The organism is Paenibacillus favisporus (assembly GCF_040545415.1).
Taxonomy (GTDB): Bacteria; Bacillota; Bacilli; order Paenibacillales; family Paenibacillaceae; genus Paenibacillus_AQ; species Paenibacillus_AQ favisporus.
This window is the reverse complement of sequence record NZ_JBEPLV010000002.1, coordinates 982,516-1,005,676: the sequence shown is the minus strand read 5'-3', so window position 1 is coordinate 1,005,676 and position 23,161 is coordinate 982,516. Positions and strand designations below refer to the sequence as shown.

The window sequence follows — 23,161 nt, the reverse complement described above, 5'->3', positions numbered from 1 at the left end:
GTAGGACGATCCCGATTTTAACGCAATTTAATGGAGCCCCCGTCCACCATAAAGGTTTGACCTGTGATATAGTCAGCGTCGCTGCTGGCAAGAAACACCGCAACACGGCCGATGTCCTGCTCGGGATCGCCGAGCCGGTGCAGAGGAATTTTATTCAGCATCGCTTCGTATAGCTCCGGAGCACTTTCGCGCCACTGTTCCACGCCCGGCGTCAGTGCGATCGGAGAGATCAGATTGACGTTAATTCCTTCCGGACCCCATTCATTGGCCGCAACGCGCGATACGCCCCGGATCGCTTCTTTGGCGGCAGCATACGACGTCTGCGTGACCTGCCCGTCAATGCCCGCACCGGACGCAAAGTTGATGACCTTGCCTTTCGTTTTCTTCAGTTCCGGATACGCCGCCTGCATGAAATGAACGGTAGGATAAAAACCTGTTCCGAAGGATAAATCAAAAAGCTCCTTCGTTGTTTCCATAAAAGGGGCCTGTCTCGATACATGCGCATTGTTCACCAGAATATCCAGCCTGCCGAAGCGCTTGACCACGTCGGCCACGATTTCATGCGCGCTCTCCTGCTTGGAAATATCCTTGATGAACAGCATTCCCTCTGTATATTGGTTAATCTCGGCGAGGGTATCTTTCCCTTTCTCTTCGTTCACATCGACGATCGCGATATGCGCGCCTTCCTTAGCCATAGCCAGCGCCATGCCTTTGCCGATGCCTGATGCACTGCCGGTAATGATACCGACTTTCCCTTGTAATTTCATGCTGCTTCCTCTTTTCGTTATATATTTAGTTATCTAATAGTTTCATATCTAAATAATAACAAACCTCAATTTGACGTGCAAGTTGGTAGAAACTGCATCGCTCATAAAATAGTCTATCAACGTAATGTTATAAAAGGCTGACCGCCTTTTATCAGGAGTTATTCTCGCGCGGATATAGAATGTTCCCTCTGCTGAAAATCTATTAATCTAGAGAACAAAGCAACCGCACCCCGTACATCGGGTTGCGGTTGCTTGATGGAACATCAGCTCAGCGTTGCCCCTATTTTCGCTGTCTGTTCTGCGTGGGCAGTCGATAAGCCCTTTTGCTGCTGCATTTTATTTTTCCGGATGAAGATCGGCATCCGGCAGAACCTTCCAGCGCTGCCGCAGCTCGCTGGCGGCCGGTTCACCAAGCTGCAGCTTTGTCCCATCGGCCGATACCTCCAGCGCCTGGCCGTTATGCACGGAGTATATCGTGACGACAGCGTCTTCCTGGACCTCCACTCGCCAGCGCTGGTTGTTGTAGCCGAGGTAGTCGTACAGCTGCAGGCGGCCCTGCCCCGTGTCGAGGTCCAGTGCTTTGCCCGCTTGGGTCCGGATGGACCATGTCCCGTCCCCGTTCGGAACGAAAACCCATACCTGCGGGGAAGCCCCTTCAGGGCCGTCCACGGTTACCGGTTCGCCGTTTTGCGATTCCGCAGCAAACAGTGCCAGGCCGGAGGCCGCGTTCACCAGCGTCGTTTCGGCCAGCTTGGCATCAGCCATCCCGCTCACCGTCACCTGCTGGTAAAACGCCTGCCCGCCGAACACGTTCACGCCGAAGTGCCCCTCAGCAAACGTGCCGTCCTTTACGTCAAAGACTTGCACCCCGTCCACTTCCGCCCGGATCTCTGGCCCCTTCGCCTCAATGCGGATATGGTACGTTTTTCCTGGCTGGATGAACTTGGGGACCTTGGCCAGCACCTGCCTGTCCTCAAACCGCCCGTCTACTTTATAGAAGAGTCGAATGGCCTTCAGGTTCGGATCGAGATTGAAATAATACCCGCTGCGGCCATCTGCGCTCGCCCGGAACAGGATCGAGCCGGCGCCTCCTGTCTCCCCCAGCGTCATGTCGGCTTCCAGGGTAAAATCCCCGGCCTGCTCCTGCGCCATGTAGTTCGTATCGCTTGTATAGCTGCCCCGGATACCGCGTTCGGTCACAACCCACCGCGATGCCGACAGATCCGGCTTCCAGCCTGTCAGGTTCGTCGTAAACGTCCCGTCGGTGACGTTTACGACGCAGCGAGCCGAAGCCTTCCCGTTCGGCGACACGGCCGTAATGACGGCCGTTCCCGCCTTATTCGCTCGAAGCACCGCTTTTCCCGGAGATTCCCCCTGATTGGAGGAAGTCACCTGCACGACGCCGGGATTGCTGGACTTCCATACCAGCGGCGGATGGCTTGCTCCAGAGGATTCCAAGTAAGATGCATACAATTCCTCCTCATCCCCCTTAGACAAGTCCAGCTCTTTCCGGTCCAGGATGATCGAGGAGCCCGTCTTCTGCCCTTCACGCCATACATTGTCCAGCGCATGCACCTGCAAGGACGCGAGCTTCACTTTACCTCCCTTGGTATAGAAGCTCATGCCCCGCCGGGCCGGATCTGGAAAAACCAGGTCGGAAAAGACGACCCTGCCGTCATTGCCGAACACTTCCACCGAGGATTCATCCACAAGGATCCGCAGGCGGATGCGGCTGCCTTCCAGCTGGAGCGCGGCCTCATGCCTCGTCTGCAGCAGGCTCGAATAATCGGTAACGCCGGATGACGAGCGGTCCACAAATAGCTTCTGTTCGGTAGTCTTGTACCCGATCATCGTCTTCTGCCCGCCGCCTTCGCGGACCGTAAATCCGAATTCAGCTGCGGCTCCGCTTTGCGGCAGCTCGATGTCGGCTTCGATTTCATAGGCGCCTGCTGAAATTCCTCCAAGCACGTTCGCTGCCGATTCGCTAACCTCACGGTTTTTCACGCTGAACAAGGTGCTGCGCAGCCCGGCAAGCTCCCGGATTGGCGACTGGAACAACCGGATGCCGTTGTCCGTCGTATGCAGCGTGACCTCCCTCGGTACGGTCATTTGCCCCTTCCAGCCTTCCGTCGGAAAGCTGAACGGGTAATCCCAGTTCGTCATCCAGGCCAGCAGAATCCGCCGCCCGTCCGGCGTGCCGTAGAAAGACATTGAGGCATAAAATTCTTTGCCCCAATCCGTCTTCAGCACGGTTCCCGCCGGATTGTCGTTCACGAATTTCCCTTCCGGTGTCAGCTCCCCGATAAAATACTCCGCGTCCGAGCCCTGCGTTTTCGGATTCGCACCGGTGCTGATCATCAGCACCCATTTGCGCCGGTCCGTGCCGTCTACCGGAAGCTGAAACAGGTCCGGGCACTCCCACACCCCGCCGCGTACGTACTCCCCGTATCCGAAATTGTCGGTCAGCGTCCAGTCGATCAAATTGCGGGAGGTAAAAAAACGGATGTGATCGCCGCCGGAGACGACCATCACCCAGCGGCCGTTCGCCTCATCCCGGGCGACCTTCGGATCGCGGAAGTCCCAGCCGCCCGGGTCGGCACCGTTTTTGCCGGGATTATCGATCACGACCGGGTGCTCCGCCGAGTACTGCCAGGTCCGTCCCTGATCGGTGCTGTAGGCCAGCCCGATCTTTTGGTTGCCGTTCGGCAGATCCGGCGAATAGGAAGTATAGTACGCGATCAGCCCCTTGCCGCCTGAGCTTCCGAACAATCCGGAAGCGTTCGTCGTGTCGGCCACGGCCGAGCCTGACCAGACATGCCCCAGATCGTTCCAGGGCAGGGCGATCGGCAGCTGCTTCCAGTGCAGCAGGTCACGGCTGACGGCATGCGCCCACTGTCCTCCATCCTGATGGAACAGATGGTATTCTCCTTCAAAATAAACGAGACCGTTCGGGTCGCTTGCCGACCCCCGGATCGGGCTGTAATGGTACTCCGGCCGGTATGTTTCCGTATAGTATTCGGATTCAACCGTGACATAGGCATCCTGGACGTATGCCGTACCTTCTCTTACAACCAGACCGGTATATCCGGCCGAATAACTGTCGTCTGCCACGTCTACGGCGGCGGGAGCATATCCGTCCACAAACACCTGAATCCTCGGCCCGACGGCCTGAATCTCCAGATGATGCTTGGCGTTTGGCGAATCGGGGTAAACGCTAGTCGAGGCGCTGATGAGAGATCCGTCCATTTTCCGCAGCAGTACTTGTACCCCGCTTCCTTGATGCCGCAGCGCAGCCTCATATCCGGCGGTTCCCTCCGCATTTGTCCGAATCAGCAGTCCCGCGGATGAGGTTTCACTCAGTGTGACATTGCCTTCATAGACGGCGTCCGCAGCAATGTTCCGGTATACCCGTAACGCTGGTTTTCCGGTCGTTCCCGTTCCTTTAAGCCCTTTGAGATCGGGCTGCCAGCTTCCGGTTGAAGCGAGCACGCCGTCCAGATTGCCGGCAAGGCTTCCGACCCTCACATTCTGAAATACGGCGGAACCGTTCCACACATGAAGCCCAAGATATCCGGATGCATAGGCGGTATCAATCGCACGGATGACCGGCTGATATTGGCTGCCCCAATACACCTGCAGGCTCGTTCCCTCAGCCTTCACTTTCAGGTGATAGATTTCGCCGACCTTCAGCGGCACCTGACGTTCTTCCTTGAGCCCTCCTCCGGCTGCGTTTTTCAAGCGGATGATGCCCGACGACGGCACGATTTGCAGCATGTATGAAGACCAGCCGTCGCTGCTAGAGCGGATAAGCAGCGAAGCATCAGCCTCGGCATTTTGGATCATGACATCGGCTTCGTAGATAAAATCGTCCGCCTTCGTGCTGGAGACCGCCATCACGTTCTCCTGCGGATCGGAAGCCAGCTCCAGCCCCTCCGCTGTCTGCTCAAGCTTGCCCTTGCCCTGGACCTGCCAGCCTTCCAGGTTCGTATTGACGCCCGCTGCCATCGTGTCCGCCTCCTTTGTTAATGCAGCTGCCGCGCCGTTAACTTCAACTTCGGAATCTGCAGGCATCGCCCATCCCCGGCCTTCGTCAAACTCATACAGCAGGATGGACGAACATGCCAAAATTCCGGCCAGGCACGCGGACAGCATCTTTCTTGCTGATCTCATCAACACTCCTCCTTATCATCAGAACAATGTGTAGAAATGACATATAAACGAAGACAAGCTTATACATGAAACAAATCTTTGCATGAAAACAAATCTGCTCATGCAAATAAACCTGTGCATGAAGACAAGCCTAATGCATGGAAATAACATTATTGTAACCGCTTACATTATGCGGAGTTAAACTGGCGTTTTCCTTATAAACAAACAGTGCAATGCACTCAAATCGGACATGAACGATGTCTGAACTGAGCTAGACTGGACTTAGGTTAGAGAGAAATCGAACAGGATATGCCGAGTATATTCAAGGTTAGTCCTTGGCTTGTTCTTGGCTTGTCCTTGGCTTTTTCTTGCCCCTGTCTCTCCAAAACCTGTCCAGCATCATCTCAGTTGTTCCTCCCAGCCTAATTCGGCTCAGCACGATATGTATACCGTTTGTACCGTCGCCCGCTTTCGGGCAGCCGGCCTGTACTGCGGCTGGCTGCCCCCAAGCGAAGGCCGGATTGAACCAAAGTTTTGCTGCAGGCTCCTACTCCTTCTGACCTGATGCCTCCAGCGCCTGAAGCCCAAGCGCAAGTGCACCGTATAATCCGGCTTGGCCGCCGAGTCCGGGCGGAACGATGTAACCATCGATATCATCCGTGAGCTCCAAGGCGTCCACGTAGCCGTTCAGGCTCCGCTGAACCTCTTGTCGGATCAGCGGGAAGAGCTGCGGCTGCTGCATGACGCCCCCGCCCAGGATGACCTTCTCCGGCGAGAGCATCAGGACCGCCGTTGTGACCGCCTGGGCGACATAATACGCCTCGAAGGTCCAGGCCGCGTGATCCGCGGCCAGCTGCGCCCCCTTCACTCCCCACCGCGCTTCCAGCGCCGGCCCGGCGGCCATCCCCTCCAGGCAGTCCCCGTGATACGGGCATGCCCCTGGGAAGCCGTCCTCCGGATGACGGCGGACCGGAATATGCCCGCCTTCCGGATGGACGAGCCCGTGAACGGGCCGGCCGCCGGCGTACACGCCGACACCGACGCCGGTGCCGATCGTGAAGTACGCGCAGCTGTCCAGCCCGCGGGCCGCTCCCCACAGCGCCTCGCCGCAGGCGGCGGCATTCACATCCGTGTCCCAGCCATAGGGGACGTCGAAGTGCCGCTTCAGCTCCGCGAGCAAGGGATAGTGCGCCCATCCCGGCTTAGGGGTGGTCGTTATGCTTCCATACCCCGGGCTGCCGGGGTGAAGGTCGATCGGGCCAAACGATCCGATCCCGATCGCTTCCGGCCGGCGATCCTTGAAATAAGCGATGACCCGGGGCATCGTTTCCTCAGGCCGTCCCGTCGGAAAGCTAATGCTCTCGCTGATTTGCCCGTGTTCGTTTCCGATGCCGCAGACGAATTTCGTTCCGCCCGCTTCAATGGCTCCGATGCGCATGATGATGTGCCTCTCTTTTCAAATTTTTATCGGTCGATGGATTAGGGTTCTCCATTGGATCAAGGTTCGTATTTAAAAGTACTTATTTATAAGGTTGTTATTTAAATAGAAAGATCGTAAATGTCGAGCGATTCGACGAGCGCCTCCTCATCGTCCACCTTGAGGGACAATCCGGTGGATGCCTGATCCGGATAGATCAGGTCGGTAAGAACCGCACGGCCGCCGCCCGCGAACACTTCCACCGAAGACCGGTCGATCAGGATTCGCAGTTCCACCGTTCCGTCTGCCGCATCGAGAGCTGCCGCATGCCTGCCGGCAAACAACGGATGAAAGTCCGCCACGCCCGCCCGGGTCCGGTCAATATAGACTTCACCGGCCGCTCCGCTGTAACCGATCACCGTCTCCTGGCCGCGGCCAGCCCGCACCTTCAGCTCCAGCGATTGGCCGGATCCTAGGCGGATCCGAATCTCTCCGCTCTCCAGCTGTAAATCGGCCAGCTGCGCGGAGGCCTGAGCAGCCGTTACTCGCTTCAGGGACAGAAGCTCCTTGCGGTATCCCTCCAATTCCCGGGCGGGCTGCTGGATCAGCTCGGCCGAACCTTGGCGCAGCTCCAGCTTGAGTTCCCGCGGCACGGTCATCGCGCCCCGCCACACGCCGGTCGGCGTCTGATTGGCATATTTCCAGTTGCTCATCCAGCCGACGAACAGGCGCCTGCCGTCCTCGGCCGGCACATCCGACCAGCTGACGCCGGCGTAGTTGTCCCGGCCGTAATCGATCCATCTCACGCGGGTCTGCGATACGGCATCCGGCCTAAAGAGTTCCCCGTCGAAGTCTCCGGTAAAATATTGCGTGCGCGACCCTTCCGCCAACTCCGGATGATCGCCGATGCTGACGAGCATCACCCACTTCGTCTGGTCCGGGTCCCCGTCCACCGGCAGCGGAAACAGGTCGGGACACTCCCACACGCCGTCATGGCTGCCGATGCCTTCCCCGAATTCGCTGGACAGCGTCCAATCGATCAGATTCGGCGAACGGTACAGGCAGACGGTCTGGCCGCAGGCTACAATCATCACCCACTGCGAGGAAGCCTCATGCCAGAATACTTTCGGATCGCGGAAGTCCACGAAGGTATCATGCGACAGCACCGGGTTGCCGGCATACTTCGTCCAGGTCCGTCCCGCATCCGTGCTGTATGCCAGGCTCTGGCGCTGCACAGGCGCTCCGCCCTCCGGTCCTTCGGCATGCTGCGTAAAAATGGCGACAAGCCCCGGCTCCCCGCCGAAAAAGCCGGTCGTGTTATTCCAGTCGACCACGGCGCTGCCGGAAAAAATCGTGCCAAACTCGTCCGGCGCCAAGGCGATCGGGAGTTCTTCCCAGACGACCAGGTCCCGGCTGACCGCGTGTCCCCAATGCATCGGTCCCCAGGTGTTCCCGAAGGGATGATGCTGGTAAAACAGGTGGTATTCTCCCTGGAAATAGACCATTCCGTTGGGGTCGTTCATCCAGTGCTCTTTCGGGGAAAAGTGATACGCCCCGCGGTAGTTGTGCGATATGAATGTGGACATCAGCTGTGCTCCTTTGAATTACAAGTTTTATTTGCAGCGGACCCGGCCGCATTTTTGCCCAAAGGCATCTGGCGGCCGCATCCGGATTCTGCACTGCTAACGTTTATGCGCCAAGCAAGTGCGGATATGTGGTTTTTGATTTTTTATTCAACCTTTATTGCGCGCTGCGGTCATACCCCGCCTGCTTGATCTTCAGCCAATCCTGCAGCCCCAGCCGGTTCAGCTCTTTGAGGTAGGCATCCCACTCCTGATCGACTTTGCCGTTCTGGTACCACTCGGTGCGCTTCCGCTCGAGGTAGGCGAACATGTCGGTCTGGATGGTGGACAGCCGGTCCAGCTCATCGATGGAGAAGAAGACGTTCGGATACGTATTTTTCGCCTTCATGTGCGGCACCATCACCTCCTTCAGCAATTTAAGACGCCATGCCGCGTCGTCCGGCATCGTCGTATATTTGCCGTAGTACTCGTCGAGAATGGCCAGCGGACCGGCGATGCTCGTCTTTTGCCGGAGCTCCACAGGGGCTGTGCCTTCCAGCGGCAGATGCTTCAGCATGCCCTTGGCTTCGTCGAATTCGAAAATGTTCTGCTGCGTCTGATCCCCGTACGTCCCCCAGTTATCCTGGACGGACTGCAGCGGATCGTAAAGCTGATCGACCCATTTGGCCGTCTCCTCCAAATGTTTGTTGCTGCTTGTGATGACCATGCGACCGCGGTCCAGCCCGATGCCGTTCGTGCGGGTCACGTTGACTTCGCCGCTTGGTCCTGCCAGCGGAGGCATCACGTCATACGTATCGTTCATGCCGGTGATGTTGGCCTTATCCCATGTAAAATACAGTCCGTACCGGTTATCCTTGCCTTTCGCCAAATAGGTGTTCCAGTCCTGCTGGAAGGACTCGATATCGATCAGCCCCTCCTGGTACAGCTCGTGAATGTACTTGATCGCTTCCTTATAACCTTCTTCCGCTGCGGTGAAGACAACCTTGCCGTCATCGGTCACGACGGTGTGGTCCCAGTTCTCCCCGAGCCCGAAAGAACCGAACAGGAAGGCCAGGTCTTCCCCGCCCGGCTTGTTGATAAAGGAGAGCGGAATTTCGTCCGCCTTGCCGTTGCCGTTCGGGTCCTGCGTTTTGAAGGCGATCAGCACCTTCTTCAGCTCCTCGGTCGTCTTCGGCATAGACAGCCCCAGCTTTTTCAGCCACTCCACGTTGATCCACGGCAAGTCGTCCACGGACTGAATCCGTTCCTTGCCGGAGCCCAGCTCTTCAATCCAAGGGAAAGAATAGATGTGGCCGTCAGGCGCGGTAATCATCTTTTTATATTCCGGCGCCTGCTCCAGCACCTTTTTGAAGTTCGGCATATGCTGTTCGATCAGATCGTCAAGGGGAATGATCACCCCGTCCTTGGCCAGCTTCAGCAGGTCATAATCACCATACCCGGCGTCAAAGATCGCATCCGGCAGATCGCCGCTCGCCACGGCCAGGTTTCTTTTCTCCGCAAAAACGTCGTTCGTGTAATTTTTCCAATTGATATGAATGCCGGTCTTCTCCTCCAGCCGCTTATTGATGAGCTTGTCATTCGGGTCCGCGGGTGCCAGCGGCGAGCTCTGCGTCAGAAAATTGAGGGTGACTTTCCCGTCAGGCGACTCCTTGGCGTCTCCGCCGCTTCCTCCGCAGCCGGACAAGAGCAGCAGCGCCGCGAGCGCTGAAACGGATGCCGTCATGGCAGCAGCCTTGCGATTTCTCTTTTTGTTCATCGTTATGACCTCCAAAGGATTAGAATGGATCAGTGCCATGTATGTTCAGGCCGTCCCTATTTCAGGGAACCGACCATCACACCTTTTTCGAAATACTTTTGGAAAAATGGATACATGACGAGCAGCGGCAGACTGGAAATGACGATCGCCGAGTATTTGATCATTTCCGAGAGGCGCTTGAGCTCGTTCATCGCCAGCTGGTCGCTGATCATGCCCGGCGCCGCCTGGTTCTGGATCAGGATCGAGCGCAGCACGAGCTGCAGCGGATGAAGCTTCGCATCCTCCAGGTAAATCATGGCGTCGAAATAGGAATTCCACTGCCCGACAAAAGCATAGAGAGCCAGCACAAAAATAATCGGTTTGGAGAGCGGCAGCACGATCCGGAAGAAAATGCCCGCCTCCGTCGCGCCGTCGACGTTGGCCGCCTCCCTCAGCTCATTCGGCACGCCTTTGAAAAAGGTCCGGGACAGGATGATGTTCCAGACATTGACCGCACCCGGAATGATGATGGCCCACACCGTATCCAACATGCCAAGCTGCTTGACCAGCAGATATGTAGGAATCAGGCCCCCGCCGAAAAACATCGTGATCACAAACAGCGTCATAAAAATTTTCCGGCCCGCCAACCGCGAATCAGACAAGGCATAGCCTGCGCATACCGATACAGTCACGGTAACGAGGGCAAATGCAGCGGAGTAAAATACGGAATTGCCGAAGCCCCGCAGCATAGCCGGGTTGGACAATATTTTCCGGTAGCCCTCCAGGCTCCAGTCCGAGATGCGAAACGACAGGCCCTGATTCAGCAGCACGGTCGGATCCATAAATGACGCCACCACGACGTAAACGAGCGGCACGACGATCAGCAGCACCGCCACCGTCAGGAACAGGCCGTTCAGAATCAGCAGAAACCGGTCGAACGGCGAATGTTTAACAGCCATAGTTGATAAGCTCCTTCCTAATAAAGTCCTTCGCCCTCATTAAGCTTCTTGACGATAAAGTTGACCGTGAGCAGCAGTACGACGTTGATCACCGAGTTGAACAGGCCGACCGCCGCGGAATACGCATAGTCGCCGGACTGCAAACCGACCTTGTACACATAGGTGGCAATGATCTCCGAAGCCGGGAGGTTCATCGAGGTCTGCATCAGGTACGCTTTTTCAAACCCGATCGACATGATGCCTCCCGCTGCCAAAATGAACACGATAGCCATGATCGGCCGGATCGTCGGCAGGTCGATGTGGCGGACGCGCTGGAGCAGGTTCGCCCCGTCCAGGCTTGCCGCATTGTGCAGCTCCGGGTCGACGTTCGCCAGAGCAGCCACGTAAATGATCGATGCCCAGCCGGCGCCCTGCCAGATGTCGGAGAGGATATAGATCCAGCGGAAATATTTCGGCTCGGACATAAACATCAGCGGCTCTCCCGTGATCCATGTCAGCAGATGGTTGATCGGTCCTGTCGGGGACAAAAAGATGAACAGCATACCCACGATGACAACCGCCGAAATGAAGTTCGGCGCGTACAGAAACAGCTGAACGTTCTTCTTCACGCCCGCCCTCCGGACCTGATTGAGCATGAGCGCCAGCAGGATCGGCACGGGAAAGCTGAAAATCAGGCCGAAGAAGCTGAGTTTAAGCGTATTCATAAATATGACGTCGAAATTGGGCGAGGAGAGAAACTTGTCAAAATGCTTCAGGCCGACCCATTCGCTGCCCATGATGCCCTTGATCGGGCTGAAATCCTTAAAGGCGATAATCGCCCCGTACATCGGGACATATTTGAAAATCAGGGTCAGAATAAGCGCCGGAGCCAACAGCACGTACAGAAAATAATGCTTTCTGACCGTCTGCAGCACCCGCCCCGCAGAGCTCTTCCTCCTCACTGCCGCCGCCCTTGGATCCACTTCTACCGTATTTTCCAAAACCGTGACCTCCGTTCTTTGCACAAAAAGTTTACATGCAGCATACCGTAAGGGCTTACATTCGCACCTGCACCGTATCGCTGCTTTTACAATTTAGCAGACGATGTAATCTTCGTCAATAACTTTTGTAAATATTTATTTGTGCAATTGACCAATACAATTTGTTCATAGAAGTCCATTCTTTTGTTGAAATGTCACTTTTTCCGTCAATTCAGGGACCAGCGCTTTCTTTCCCAAGCGTGGTCTGTCGGTTCCGATGCTGATTTGAGTATAAAGATTGCTTATGTAAAGTCGCCCACGGCGGTTACGTGTCATTTTGCACAGTGAAAGTATTATATATTTGTGCATTTGTAAAGTTGACATTGCTATTTGAAGCAATCTGGTATACATTGGTCATAGGATACCTGAGATCGAATGCATGCAGGTTTATGAGAGGAACTTGCTTCCGTACAAATAATCGTTAGAGGTGAACATCGAATACATGGGGAAAGAGAAAGTCACCATTCAGGATATCGCCGATGCGCTGGGCATTTCCCGGAACACGGCATCCAAAGCGCTGAACGGCAGTGACAGCATACCGGACGAGACGCGCAACCGGGTCATCAAGAAAGCGATCGAGCTGAAGTACAAGCAGTTTGCTTACATGGAAACCGAAAGCCTGATGCCGAAAAACCCGGGCAATATCGCCCTGCTGACGCAAAACATGCCCAGCATGTCGCACTTCGGGGCCAAGTTGATCAGCGGACTGGAGCAACGCATCAGCGGCGAAGGCTACAATTTATCCATCCATATCGTAAGGGACATCGAGCGAAGCTCCCTCCAGCTTCCGAACAATTTTGAAGCGTCCAAGGTGGACGGCATCATCTGCATTGAACTGTTCGACATGGCATACAGCAAGCTCATCACGAGCTTGGGGCTCCCGACCATATTCATCGACTGCGCGGCGGACATGTCTTATCCCGACCTTGAAGCCGACCTGCTTCTGATGGAAAACGAACACAGCACCTATTTCATGACCAAACGGCTTATCGAGGACGGCTGCGGCTCGCTCGGTTTTATCGGCGACTACAACCACTGCAAAAGCTTCAACGAGCGCTGGGCCGGCTTTAACCGGGCCCTTGTAGAAGCGGGAATTCCGCTGGACCGCAGCCAGTGCGTTCTGGAACCGGACCGCGAATTTTTCTCGGAGTCCGACTGGATGGAGCAGCGGCTGGACAAGATGCAAGGCACGCCCTCGGGCTTTGTATGCGCGAATGACTTTATCGCGGTCAACGTGATGAAGGCTTTGAAGAACCGCCAGATCGCCATTCCGGAGGACATCGTCGTGGCCGGATTCGACGACGCGCCCGAGTCGCGCATTGTCGAGCCTCGTTTGACGACCGTGCACATCTATAGTGACGAGATGGGCATCACCGCCGCCAATATGCTGCTCTCCCGGATCAAGGAGCCGGAGCAGCCTTACCAGGTCACGCATATCCAGACCAAGCCGCTGTTCCGGGAGTCGACGCAAGCCGCCCGATAATCCAGGCTCCATGCAGCATGGCATAAGAACGAGCCAAGAGAGCAGTCTGTTTCTCCTGAATACGCAATCGAAGAACCAATCCGGTTACATCATACGAATATCCGCAGTCCGGCGCTTTGCAGTACAGCAGTCGGGCTTTTTTTTCGGTGAAAGCCATTTATTTGATCCTATCGGCTGCTGGGCTATCCAAAGACCGCACAAAAGAACAGGCCGAACGGACTCGATTGAGATAACGTAACAGGTGAAGGATTTTTAAAAAACATGATTCATGAAAAGGAGACTCAGAGATGGTAAATGAAACGAAACCGTTTTGGTTTAAGCGGCTGCCGGTCCTTGCATCGCATCCTGCGGTATGGGCTTCCCATATCGCCCAGCACTGGAATTTGGATGCATTCCGTCCCCAGAACCCCATGGATCCCGAGAAAGTACGGCTTGCTCTTCGTCATTTCATGCCCGAACTGCTCCCCGAGTACGAGGCCTTGCTGTCCGTTTCACCAGACCGTCCCGGCGAAGCACAACTACTAGCCATGTATAACCTCCCTCCCTTCTTCTCCGGCTGCAGCAACTCGATCTCCCACCGATTAGGCCATCATACTTTAATCCGAAATTACGACTTCAGCTTGGACGGGTTCAGCGGCGTATTCCGTTACGAGCCATTGCCTGATGGAGGGTGGATCATTGGTTCCGCCGAAGGCGGCTGGGGCTATCTCGATGGCTTGAACCATCACGGTCTCGCAGCGGCCATCACGTTTGGCGGGGACTTCTCGGTAGGCAACGGGTTCAGCATTCCGCTCATTGTCCGCTACCTCTTGGCCACTTCGGCAACGGTTTCTGAGGCAGTGAAACGTCTGAACTCAATCCCCCACCGGCTTGTTCAAAACATCTCGCTTTTGGATCGAGAAGGCCGTTTCAGCGTCGTCTACACCTCGCCGGAAGGCGTGAGCGAAGCCGACGGTCTCATTTGCTGCACGAATCATCAGAGACTAGTTCAAGATTCCGCGCACGACGAACACCGGACCGTGGAGCGGTTCGACCATCTCCTTAGAATGGGCGGTGCCGTATCGCCTCAGGATTTTCTTAAAGAGCCGTTGTATCATCGCAAGTTTTCGAATCATTTCGGCACACTTTATACCGTCGAAATCGATCCTGTAACGGAAACGGTTCATTATCATTGGCCTGAAGGACAGCAGCTTCTCGCCACGCCGGCGTCGCCAGAGGCTGAGATTAACATTCCATTGTCCGAGAAATAGGCGGATGGGATAGGGCATTTCTCTCAGGGACGTATTAAAGCGAAACTAAATAACCAGTCGCCGATTCATTATCGACGACTGGCTGCTTAAACGTGCAAGGTGTTTTGATCCCTGTCTTATATACGGGGTCAGTCCCCTTGTACGGTTGCTTTTTCGAGAAATTCAGCAGCGATCTTCCGGATGATACCAATCTTGTTATCTCGCTTCTCTTTTCTCCGTTAAGAAGTAGAGCAAAGCCAGCACCGGAAAAAGAACGCCAAGCCATATGGCCGCTTCCCATCCGCCTTGTGCATACGCCCATCCGCCTACTGCGGAACCAATAGCCCCACCGGCGAAAAAGATAGCCATGAACAAGCCGTTCAGCCGGCTGCGAAGCTCTGCACCCAGAGCGAAAATGGAGCGCTGCCCGAGCACCAGATTGGCGGAAACAGCCATATCCAATACAATGGCGGCCACGACCAGGCTGATGATCGATAGCAGGGAACCGCCATGGATCACAATAGGCAGGAGCATGGAAACGGCCGCGAGTCCAAGGGCGATCCCTGTACCGGGACGGATCCACCCTTTATCGGCAAGGCGGCCGGCAACCGGCGCAGCCGCCGCTCCGGCTACCCCTACCAAGGCGAACAGGGCGACCCCTGTCTGGGAAAAATGAAATGCCGGGCTGACCAGCAGCATAGGAACCGTTGTCCAAAACAGGCTGAAGGAAGCAAACAGAAACGCGTGGTAAAGAGCTCTGCGCCGCAAAATCGGCGTCGTCTTCAGCAGCTTCAGCATCGACGACAGGATCTCCGGGTAGCTGATGGATGTTTGCGGACGTCTTGCCGGAAGCGCCTTGGCCAGTACCAGCGCAAGCACCAGAATCAGAACGGCGGACAGAATAAAGATGGCGTGCCATCCAAGGAAGTCTTCCACTAAGCTGGCAGCCGGACGGGCGAGCATGATGCCAAGGAGCAGGCCGCTCATGACATTCCCCACATTGCGCCCCCGCGTTTCCTCAGGAGACAGATGAGCTGCGTACGGGACCAGGATCTGGGCGGCAACGGACCCTACGCCGATAAACAGCGATGCCGCAAGAAACAAAGCCGCGTTACGGACTTCAGCAGCGATGAGAAGCACGACCACGTTAAAGATCAGCAGGGTGACTACAAGCTTGCGGTTTTCGAGCAAATCTCCTAAGGGCACGATCAATAACAGGCCGATTCCGTAACCGATCTGAGTTAAGGTGACGATCAATCCCGCCGCCCCGGAGGATAATCCCAGGGCTGAGCTGATCGATCCTACGAGAGGCTGGGCATAATACAGGTTGGCAGCGATGATGCCGCAAGCGACGGCGAGGATCAGGTTGATCCAGGATGAAACGGCAGCGGCGTGAGGCTTTTCTTTCGCGATGGTACTCATAACATTTCTCCTTTGTTTGTAAGGCATTCCTTTTTCGGAACAATCGTTCCAGTTTAGGAACAGTCCGCCTCATGTTTTTTAAGCATAAAATAGATTTTTCCAGAAAAGAATTTATCGGAACATTCGTTCCAGAATAGTTAAAAAAATGTCTATCGACGTATCCTCGCAGAAGACGGACCGCTAGCGGAAGTATTTGTTGCGAGATCAGGAAGCGGAGGCTTTGTTACAGCATGCCCAGCACCATTTCGATCATCTCCCGCGCCTTCGTGCTGTCCTGCTGAATTTTCGCCACCACGTTAACGCTGTGGTTGAGATTGAGCAGCATGAACGATAAGAGACGAATGTCTTTGTCGGGAGAAATTTCTCCGGTCTCCTGCCCTCTCTTTAATTTTTCGTAAAACAGCCGTTCCAGTTCATCAAAGCTATTCTTGACCATGTTCTGCAGCGGTTCGTCCATGGCGTCGAAACTCAGGGCTGCGTTCGTAATCATGCACCCATTGGGAAGGACTTCGTCCTGCGCGGCAAAAGCACTCGTGATATGAATCTCGAAATACTGCCGGATGCCCTCAATGGCGGTAGGAGCGGCGATTAACACATCTCGCTTTCTTTGCGACAACTTTTTGTAGTGCTGGATCGCCTCGTAATACAGGGACTGCTTATCCTGAAACGTTTCATACAAACTGGAACGGCTAAGACCCATCGCTTCCAGCAAATCCGGTATGCTTGTCGCTTCGTAACCTTTCTTCCAGAACACCGTCATAGCTTTGCGGAGCACTTGATCCCGGTCAAATTCTTTGGTGCGTCCCATCGGCGCCACCTCCCTTTGAGCACAAGTATATACGAACTGGAACGAATAGTCCAGTATTTTTTAGCATCGTATACAACATGCAGGCCGCCGGTGCTTCGGCGGCCTGCTGCATTCAACAGATCATTTTTCCAGGGATCTGGGATTCAGACCCCTGGATGATGTATAGTTTTACTGCTGTTTAACCGCCTCCCCAGCCCACTCTTCCCCGCCTGCTTTTCTTGCCTTCACCGGATGATCCAGCGAGGCTTCGGCGATATCCTTATACGCCCAATATTCAGCAGGCACATCGCTCCAAGGCAGCGCGGCCGTTCCATAGAGCGGCCCGCGCCCGAGCGCGCGGTTCAGTGCCGTTACCGCCTCCGCGCGCGTCAGCGCCTTGGACGGGCGGAAGGTGCCGTCCGGGTAGCCGTTCAGAATGCCGGCTCCCTGCACCTTCACGATAGCGCTCTCCGCCCAGTGGCCCGCGGTATCGCGGAAGCCACTGCCCGCCGCGGAAGCACCCGGCTTCAGCCGGCTGGCCAGCGTGGCCATTTCGGCGCGCGTGATGGCCTGATCCGGCTTGAAGGTGCCGTCTTCATAGCCCTTCATCAGGCCCGCCGCCGTTACGGCCGCGATAGCCTTCCCGGCCCAGAAGCCGGACTTCATGTCGCGAAACGCGCTGGCTGCCGTGCCGGCCGTGTCGCCTGCTGCCTGCGGAACCGCTTTGGACAGAATGACCGCCATCTCGGCGCGCGTAACCGGCTGATCCGGCCGGAATGTGCCGTCCGGATATCCCTGAATATATGCGGTATGCCGCTCATTCTTAGTATCGTCCTGAGCCCCGGGTTCAGGTGTGGACGGAGGCGCTGCCGCTCCTGACGAAGATCCCCCCGAGCTTGATCCCGGGCCAGGTGCTGTTGGACCGGACGGCCCTGTTGGCGGGTTCGGCGTGCCGGGATCTACCGGGCCTGTGCCCGCCGCAGGCACGGTGAATTTCAGCTGGTCCACGAGCATCAGATCGCCCGATTTCTTCACCGCTTTCAGTGTATGGGTTCCGTCAGTCAAACCGGAAATACGGTATAAAGGCTGTGATACCAGGCGCTGATCGCTGTAGGCGCTGACGGTCTTCTTCAGCACGCCATCCACGTACACGTCGATGTCTCCCAGAGCCGGTCCAACGGGACCCAGCAGCTCCACTCCCGTCCCTTTAAACGTATAGGCGAGTTCATCACCGTTTGCTGCCGTATAATGGACGTCGTTCTGATAATCCCCATCAAACGCGAACGCCAGCTGCAGCGTTCCAGCCGGCTGGGCGGCCAGATAAGCTTTGCTTAGAATCACCCGGCTGCCTTCAACCGTATAATCGGTTCCTTCGACGAGCCGGTTCTTCCCGTTCGCTATGCCGCTGAACAATTGCGGCTGCTGCAGCAAGGTGACCGCCACATCCTTCTGGTTCGCGGCGGACTTGTCGAACACGGCCGATACCGGGCTGATCAAGTCGGGGATTTCGACCTTGAGCATATCCACCAGCATGAAGCGGCCGGATTTCTTCACAACTTTCAGCGTATGAAACCCTTCCTTCAGCCCGCTCACGCTGTACAACTTCTGCTGCGGCTGGCGCTGCTCGCTGTATGAGCTGACGGTTTCCTGAAACTCGCCGTCCAGGTAAATATCCATGTCTCCCTGCGACGGGTCGATCTCGGTAAAAAACTGGATGCCCGTTCCCCGGAACGTATGCTCAAAGGAATCGCCGTTGGCTTCCGTATAGTGCACATCGTCTTTGTAGTCACCGAAATCCCTTCCGGTGCTGCGGTTCCAGGCACCATGATAGACGATACCCGGATCGTCATCATTCAGAGTCGTATAGCGCACCGTCTCTGCCCCGGTCATATGGACGGTCAGCGTCTGGGGATCGCCAGCGCTGAACATAAATTTAAGCGTGATGTCGTCACCTGGAAGACCCGCCAAAAATTCTTTTTTGATCGTCACCGTGTCCTGATCGACGGCATATTCATTCTCCGTCAAAGCCTGCCCCTCGTATTCCACGGCGGTCAAGGTGTTGCCGTTCAGATCCAGCTTCACGGACAAGTCCTGCTGCTGGCCGTCGCTTTTGTCGAAGCTGGCCTCCTTCGGGTCGATTGAGCTGTTCTGCGCCGCTTTGCCGCGGATGTCCACGCTCAGCACCTCGCTGTCCCCGCCTTCAAACCTAAAGCTCAGTGCTGCCGGACCCTCCGGCAGCTTGGCAAGATAAGCTTTACTGATGGTTACCGTGCCGCCGCTTACCGTATAATCACTGCCGTTCTTCAGCGCGTCGGCGCCGTTCTGAATGGCCGTAAGCGAACCGCTTCCCAGCGTCAGATTCACGGTAAGGTCGGACGGATTAGCGGCCTCCCTGTCATAGCTGGCGGATACCGGGTCGATCAGATGGCTTGCCGTCACCTTCAGCGCGTCCAGCAGCATATATGTGCCCGTTTTTTTGACCACCTTGATCGTATGCGGACCTTCCGTAAGTCCCGTTACGGTGTACACAACCTGCTGCGCCTGCTTGCTGCCTTCCGTATACGTGCTGACCGTTTCCGGATCAGCCGCTCCGTCCAAGTAGACGTCCACCTCCCCTTGCTCCGGATCCTTCTCTGTAATCAGGTCAATGCCGCTGCCGTTAAAGGCATACTCGAAGAAGTCGCCGTCCGTTTCGGTAAAATGAACATCCCCTTTATAATCCCCCGCCGGCCGGTCTCCTTGTGATGACCAGCTGCCGCTGTATGTAATTCCAGGATCATTATCGTTGATATACACCGAATGAGTGACCGTAGCTTCTGCAGATGCAGTGACATCGGCTGCGCTCTTGTCCGAGGAGCCGGAAATCGCCTCGCCGGAGTCAGAAGTCTGGCTGCCCGCGGCTGCATCAGACTGCTCGGCGGCGGATTGGCCGGCGTCATCCGGTTGAACATCACTCGCTGCATCCAACTGAACACCGCCTGCGTATTCCGGCTGACCGTCACCCGCTTCCACCGGCTGAACGGCCTCTGCTCCTTCCGGTTGAGCTCCACCCACAGCCTCCGGCTGAACGCCGCCTGTGTCTTGCTCGGGGTCTACCCCCTGTACGGATGCGGAGTCTTTAATCGTCACAGCCAGATTTTGCACGGCAGGCGTCTGCTCGTAACCGCCGTTCCGCTGCCAGTCCCCGGTATATCGGATGCCCGTGTCGTCGTCATTGACCGCCGACGTTCCTTGGACAGCCGTTACTTTGAACATTCGGGAGGCATGCGGCTCCAATACGGCTGCGTATCCGTCATCAAAGGTTCCAAGCTCCATATGGCTCCACAAGTCCCTCACCTTGGCCGAGCCGGTCAGACCGATGTCCTTCCAGCTAACCTTGACTTCGGTACTGCGGCTGCCCAGATTGAACAAGGCGACGCTGTAAGTGCCGTCCCCGTTGTTGGCGTACCACACCTGCTGCTGGGTGTCCATCGACACCGGGTGAGCCGGGCGTCCCGCCTGATTGACGGCGATCACCTCGTCGTTGGTCAGCAGCTTGAGCCCGTAGTCATCAAGCCGGGTCATATCGTTGCCGATATAGAGCGGCGCCGCCGATATCGCCCAGAAGGTCATGGCCGTCTGGCGCTCGTCTTTGGTCAAGCCGTCCATCGAGCCGTTGCCGACGTTCAGGGAATCAAAGTCGTTCCAGCCGGTGGCCGGCCCGGCGTCCCTCCACCATACCGCCGCATCCGGGAACAGGCGGGCGATATTGGCCCACTGCGTCAGCCCGACATTGCTGTCATAGGCTTCCACATCCCATTGAATGCGCCAGCCGTTGGCATACTTTTTCCAAAAGTCCGCGTAGTTGTGGTCCAGCGCCCACGAGATCTCGAACCAGATGTCATGGCGCGCCAGCGCCTCGGACCAGGCCTTCACGTCCCCGCGGGAGTCAAGGTTCAGGTTGTTGTTGCCCGATCCCGGCGTGACGCTGTCGAATTTGACGAAATCGATCCCCCAATCCCCGAGCATGTCGGCAATGGAGTCCACATACTTTTGCGCACACGGGTTGCTGAAGTCGATTTTGTACGTGTATGAGTTCCAGGCATCGACGATCTTGAGCGGCTGTGCCGCAATGTCGCGGACCCGGCAGGCACCGCCCGTCCCATAAACTTCGAGATCCTTCTTATAGGCATCAATCGACAGGCCGGGAATCAGATAAATACCGATTTTCTGCCCGTTATGGTGCACGTAATCGATAACTTCCTGAAATCCGTTCGGATACAGTTTCGTGCTCGGAATCGGCCTGCCGTACTCGTCCATGTCTCCGTTCCAGCCCGCATCAATATTGATGTAGTTGTATCCGTGGGCCTGCAGCTTGTCACGCATCGCGTCGGACTGCTTCTTGATGCTCTCCGCCGACGTCCAGTTGCCCGCAGAATCATACACCTGCATACTGTAGCTGCTCCAGCCCATATACGGCTTTTGGGCCAGCTCCTTGTTGGCCGCTTCGGCTACGTTCAGCTTTTGTCCAGCCCATCCGGTCTGCACCAGTACCAGCATCACCAGCAGGATAAGCCCCATCTTCCTTCCCAACCGCTTCATCATCATTCCATCATCTCCTCCCAGCATGAAAAACTTAAAGGCGCCTTCGCGTTTTACGGATGACCTTATTTCGGGCCGCTTGACGGATGCTGGCTTCCAGGACGCTGACGCCACAGTCGACCGGTCACCGAACGCTAAATGACAGCGCTTTCTATACTGCTGATGATAGGGACTTCCTCATTTTCTGAACAGGTACATCTGGGTGTTCCGGCGTACACTTTTCCCAAAAAACGGGTGTTTTGTCCGGCCAGCAAGGGATTTTTTCATTTATGGGTATTCAAAAAAAAGCAGCCTTTTCCCAATTCTTCATGGGGTACCGGCTGCCTCGAACCAAAAAAACGGGAAGTATGTCCAGCGTCGACGTGGATCTTCGTTCCCCTGTTTGAGCATCTGCTGAAGCTCATTCTTCATGCACAAGGCTGTGTCCGTCAAATCTACTGAGATCAACCGGTCCCCGTAAGACTCGTCAAAATCGGCGGCCGGGCTTGTCATCCGCTCTTAAGTTAATTCTATTATGAAATAAAGTTGAGCAGTCCACTTGGTTTAAATCCTTTTTTTGGATAATAGCTTTGATTGGATATTCTTCTATACGACATGCGAAAAACCCACTAAATTTCTCGACATTACAATGGCCTAGCAAACATTCCACAGTCGAGATCCCAATCCCCGGTTACTACCTGCTTCCCTTCCCTTTCGATATCTTCTAGCCTATTTTCAAATAAGTTAATTTCATTTTGGATAAAAGATGTTATAATACAGACAGAATTTAACTCGAGGTGACGTGTTGTGCATACCGACAAGACATCGAAAGCGTACCTGCTTTTTCAATTATTTTGGATTTTTTTCAAAATCGGTCCGGCGACGTTTGGCGGCGGATACGCCATGATGCCGATGATCGAGAAGGAATTCGTCGATAAACGCAAATGGATGGACCGCCAGGAAATGAGCGATTTAATGTCGCTCGCGGGCTCGGCTCCCGGCGGCGTCGGGGTGAACGCTTCGGCTTTTCTGGGATACCGGCTGGGCAAAATTCCCGGCGCCCTGGCGGCCACGATGGGCATAACGCTCCCTACGTTCATCATCGTTTTTCTGCTGAGCGTGTTCTACTCAATGTTCCGCGAGGAGCCCAAAGTCCAAGCCGCCTTCAAAGGCATTCACGGCGCTGTCATCGGACTGATCGCAGTGGCCGCGTTCAAAATGGGCAAAAATGCGCTGTTTGACCGGACGACCGTCATCACCGCCGCCGGCTCCCTGGCCCTGCTTCTGCTGACCGGACTGAACCCCATGGTTCTGATTGCGGTCGGGCTGGTGCTCGGCATCACCGTCATCCGGCTGAAGAAGCGGCTGGGGCTTCCGGTTCACACCGAGAGGGCACGCGAGGAGAACGAGTCCGTCATCGAATATTACATCTAGGAGGGGTCCCATGCTGTTCTGGCAGTTATTTGTCTCATTTTTAAAAATCGGGTTTCTCTCCTTTGGCGGCGGTTATGCGGTTATCCCGATGATCCAGTACGAAGTACAGCAGCACGGATGGCTGAGCACCGGGGAATTTCAGCGGACAGTATCGATCGCGGGCATGTCGCCCGGACCGATCGCCACCAACAGCGCGACGCTGATCGGTTACCAGACCGCGGGCCTGGCTGGAGCCGTTACCGCCACCGCCGGCATCGTTCTGCCTTCCCTGCTCATTGTGATCCTGATTGCGGCTTTCTTTTATCGAATGAATGCTAACCCCTGGGTCAAATCCTCCTTTTACGGCCTCCGGCCGATCATTACCGGACTTATCGTCTATGCGGCCATCCACTTCGGTTTCCCCAATCCGTCGGAAGCCATCTATCACTGGACGACCTTCGCCACGTTGCTGATCGGCGTGCTGGCATTTGTTGCGATCACCAGATACAAACTGCATCCGGTGACCGTCATCGTATGTTCGGGCGTTGCGGGAATCGTGCTGTTTTAATTGGGTGAAATTAAATTTTCTATGCCTTTACGGGGACGTTAAATTATAATAGAATGAACTTTCAAAAATA

General features: G+C 55.7%; 14 protein-coding genes. 4 read left to right on the top strand and 10 right to left on the bottom strand.

Annotated elements, in window-relative coordinates; translation table 11 throughout:
- Nucleotides 1-17: 17 nt before the first annotated feature.
- The 7 genes from ABID47_RS12495 to ABID47_RS12465 all read right to left on the bottom strand — a co-directional run bounded on the left by ABID47_RS12495 (nucleotide 18) and on the right by ABID47_RS12465 (nucleotide 11,551).
- Complete coding sequence (locus tag ABID47_RS12495; protein ID WP_354497080.1) at nucleotides 18-767, bottom strand: SDR family NAD(P)-dependent oxidoreductase; 750 nt, start codon at nucleotides 765-767, stop codon at nucleotides 18-20.
- A gap of 336 nt (nucleotides 768-1,103) precedes the next feature.
- Nucleotides 1,104-4,937 carry a GH32 C-terminal domain-containing protein gene (locus tag ABID47_RS12490; RefSeq protein ID WP_435530611.1) on the bottom strand — a complete coding sequence of 1,278 codons (3,834 nt, stop codon included), beginning with the start codon at nucleotides 4,935-4,937 and terminating at the stop codon, nucleotides 1,104-1,106.
- 526 nt (nucleotides 4,938-5,463) lie between these two features.
- Nucleotides 5,464-6,354, bottom strand: coding sequence for an ROK family protein (locus ABID47_RS12485; RefSeq protein ID WP_354497078.1), 891 nt, complete (start codon nucleotides 6,352-6,354; stop codon nucleotides 5,464-5,466).
- Nucleotides 6,355-6,455: 101 nt separating this feature from the next.
- Nucleotides 6,456-7,919, bottom strand: a complete 1,464-nt coding sequence (locus ABID47_RS12480) for a glycoside hydrolase family 32 protein (protein WP_354497076.1) — start codon at nucleotides 7,917-7,919, stop codon at nucleotides 6,456-6,458.
- A gap of 154 nt (nucleotides 7,920-8,073) precedes the next feature.
- Entirely contained in the window at nucleotides 8,074-9,672 is a 1,599-nt protein-coding gene (locus ABID47_RS12475; protein ID WP_354497074.1) for an ABC transporter substrate-binding protein, read from the bottom strand.
- A 56-nt stretch (nucleotides 9,673-9,728) separates the two neighbouring features.
- Nucleotides 9,729-10,610: a carbohydrate ABC transporter permease gene (locus ABID47_RS12470; protein WP_076168655.1), complete on the bottom strand. Its 882-nt coding sequence runs from the start codon at nucleotides 10,608-10,610 to the stop codon at nucleotides 9,729-9,731.
- A 17-nt stretch (nucleotides 10,611-10,627) separates the two neighbouring features.
- Nucleotides 10,628-11,551 (bottom strand): ABC transporter permease, encoded by a 924-nt coding sequence (locus ABID47_RS12465; protein ID WP_354497313.1) that lies wholly within the window; start codon nucleotides 11,549-11,551, stop codon nucleotides 10,628-10,630.
- A gap of 520 nt (nucleotides 11,552-12,071) precedes the next feature.
- Between ABID47_RS12465 and ABID47_RS12460 the strand changes: the two genes are divergently transcribed.
- Both ABID47_RS12460 and ABID47_RS12455 read left to right on the top strand, forming a co-directional pair.
- Entirely contained in the window at nucleotides 12,072-13,112 is a 1,041-nt protein-coding gene (locus ABID47_RS12460; protein WP_354497072.1) for a LacI family DNA-binding transcriptional regulator, read from the top strand.
- A gap of 287 nt (nucleotides 13,113-13,399) precedes the next feature.
- A complete protein-coding gene (locus ABID47_RS12455; protein WP_354497070.1) occupies nucleotides 13,400-14,362 on the top strand; it encodes a C45 family peptidase in 963 nt (320 codons plus the stop codon).
- A 195-nt stretch (nucleotides 14,363-14,557) separates the two neighbouring features.
- On the opposite strand, the gene ABID47_RS12450 is transcribed toward ABID47_RS12455, so the two are convergent.
- The 3 genes from ABID47_RS12450 to ABID47_RS12440 form a co-directional block, all read right to left on the bottom strand.
- The gene (locus ABID47_RS12450; RefSeq protein WP_354497068.1) at nucleotides 14,558-15,763 is read right to left on the bottom strand and encodes an MFS transporter; all 1,206 of its coding nucleotides are present in this window, start codon (nucleotides 15,761-15,763) and stop codon (nucleotides 14,558-14,560) included.
- Nucleotides 15,764-15,986: 223 nt separating this feature from the next.
- Entirely contained in the window at nucleotides 15,987-16,571 is a 585-nt protein-coding gene (locus ABID47_RS12445) for a TetR/AcrR family transcriptional regulator (RefSeq protein ID WP_145156616.1), read from the bottom strand.
- A 168-nt stretch (nucleotides 16,572-16,739) separates the two neighbouring features.
- Nucleotides 16,740-21,137 (bottom strand): X2-like carbohydrate binding domain-containing protein, encoded by a 4,398-nt coding sequence (locus tag ABID47_RS12440; protein WP_354497066.1) that lies wholly within the window; start codon nucleotides 21,135-21,137, stop codon nucleotides 16,740-16,742.
- A gap of 780 nt (nucleotides 21,138-21,917) precedes the next feature.
- Here ABID47_RS12440 and ABID47_RS12435 point away from each other — a divergent pair.
- Both ABID47_RS12435 and ABID47_RS12430 read left to right on the top strand, forming a co-directional pair.
- Nucleotides 21,918-22,544 carry a chromate transporter gene (locus tag ABID47_RS12435; RefSeq protein ID WP_354497064.1) on the top strand — a complete coding sequence of 209 codons (627 nt, stop codon included), beginning with the start codon at nucleotides 21,918-21,920 and terminating at the stop codon, nucleotides 22,542-22,544.
- 10 nt (nucleotides 22,545-22,554) lie between these two features.
- Nucleotides 22,555-23,091 (top strand): chromate transporter, encoded by a 537-nt coding sequence (locus tag ABID47_RS12430; protein WP_084203786.1) that lies wholly within the window; start codon nucleotides 22,555-22,557, stop codon nucleotides 23,089-23,091.
- Nucleotides 23,092-23,161 lie beyond the last annotated feature (70 nt).

Excerpts from the sequence above, each read along its gene's own strand:
- ABID47_RS12480 (WP_354497076.1), bottom strand. The coding sequence starts at position 7,919 with ATGTCCACATTCATATCGCACAACTACCGCGGGGCGTATCACTTTTCC.
- ABID47_RS12450 (WP_354497068.1), bottom strand. The coding sequence starts at position 15,763 with ATGAGTACCATCGCGAAAGAAAAGCCTCACGCCGCTGCCGTTTCATCC.
- ABID47_RS12430 (WP_084203786.1), top strand. The coding sequence starts at position 22,555 with ATGCTGTTCTGGCAGTTATTTGTCTCATTTTTAAAAATCGGGTTTCTC.
- ABID47_RS12485 (WP_354497078.1), bottom strand. The coding sequence starts at position 6,354 with ATGCGCATCGGAGCCATTGAAGCGGGCGGAACGAAATTCGTCTGCGGC.
- ABID47_RS12455 (WP_354497070.1), top strand. The coding sequence starts at position 13,400 with ATGGTAAATGAAACGAAACCGTTTTGGTTTAAGCGGCTGCCGGTCCTT.
- ABID47_RS12460 (WP_354497072.1), top strand. The coding sequence starts at position 12,072 with ATGGGGAAAGAGAAAGTCACCATTCAGGATATCGCCGATGCGCTGGGC.
- ABID47_RS12475 (WP_354497074.1), bottom strand. The coding sequence starts at position 9,672 with ATGAACAAAAAGAGAAATCGCAAGGCTGCTGCCATGACGGCATCCGTT.
- ABID47_RS12440 (WP_354497066.1), bottom strand. The coding sequence starts at position 21,137 with ATGATGATGAAGCGGTTGGGAAGGAAGATGGGGCTTATCCTGCTGGTG.
- ABID47_RS12495 (WP_354497080.1), bottom strand. The coding sequence starts at position 767 with ATGAAATTACAAGGGAAAGTCGGTATCATTACCGGCAGTGCATCAGGC.
- ABID47_RS12490 (WP_435530611.1), bottom strand. The coding sequence starts at position 4,937 with ATGAGATCAGCAAGAAAGATGCTGTCCGCGTGCCTGGCCGGAATTTTG.
- ABID47_RS12470 (WP_076168655.1), bottom strand. The coding sequence starts at position 10,610 with ATGGCTGTTAAACATTCGCCGTTCGACCGGTTTCTGCTGATTCTGAAC.
- ABID47_RS12445 (WP_145156616.1), bottom strand. The coding sequence starts at position 16,571 with ATGGGACGCACCAAAGAATTTGACCGGGATCAAGTGCTCCGCAAAGCT.